The 670-nt window shown below is 69.7% G+C and carries 1 protein-coding gene; it reads right to left on the reverse strand.

Going from position 1 to position 670, the window contains the following annotated elements; genetic code table 11:
- Positions 1 to 530 (reverse strand): hypothetical protein (locus AC1D12_RS34770; protein WP_477845594.1); only part of this gene is annotated, 530 nt, incomplete at its 3' end.
- Positions 531 to 670: the final 140 nt, after the last annotated feature.

The raw sequence follows: 670 nt of genomic DNA on the forward strand, positions 1-670 counted from the left end.
GTGTTGAGCATGCCGTCGACCGCATGCGGCTGCATCGCGCCGACGATCACCGCGGTCATGTGGCTGCGCTCCATCAGCGCGATCGGGATCGCCGCGTTGTCGGGGCCGGGTGCGCGCACGTCGGCGTGGTAGATGCGCAGCAGGCCTTCGTCGCGGCGTTCGAGCGTGGTGCGCTCGATCATCGCGAGCGTGCGCAGCGTGGTGTGCTCGCGCAGGTGCAGCCGCTCGATCGGCCGACCGCTCGCATCCGACAGCGCCTTCACGACCGCGCCGGCCCACACGCCGGTGGGGTCGTGCAGCGCGATGTGGCGGGTGGCGGTTTCGAGGTCGGCGCGGGTGGCCGCGAAATGCTCGCGGATCGCCTGTGCCGCCGAGCCGGTGACGACCAGGTCGCGCAGGTGGCGATCGACCATCTGGCCCTGGTCGTTCACCTCGGTGGCGACGCTCTCCATGAGGGAGGTGGCGGCGAAGCCGGGCTGGCGATCCTCGGGTTGGTCGCCGCGCAGGTCTCCGAACAGCGATGACAACATGGGTGCTCCCGGCAGTTGAGTCCGGCCCAGTCTAGGGGGATGTTCGCGTCCGGACATCCCCAACTTGGCTACCCCCTTGCGGGGGGAGGTGAATGACGGCCCCTCTGTCGATGAGTACATCGACCGATCCCCCGAGGGGA

This window comes from Rhizobacter sp. P1_G5 (assembly GCF_056405435.1).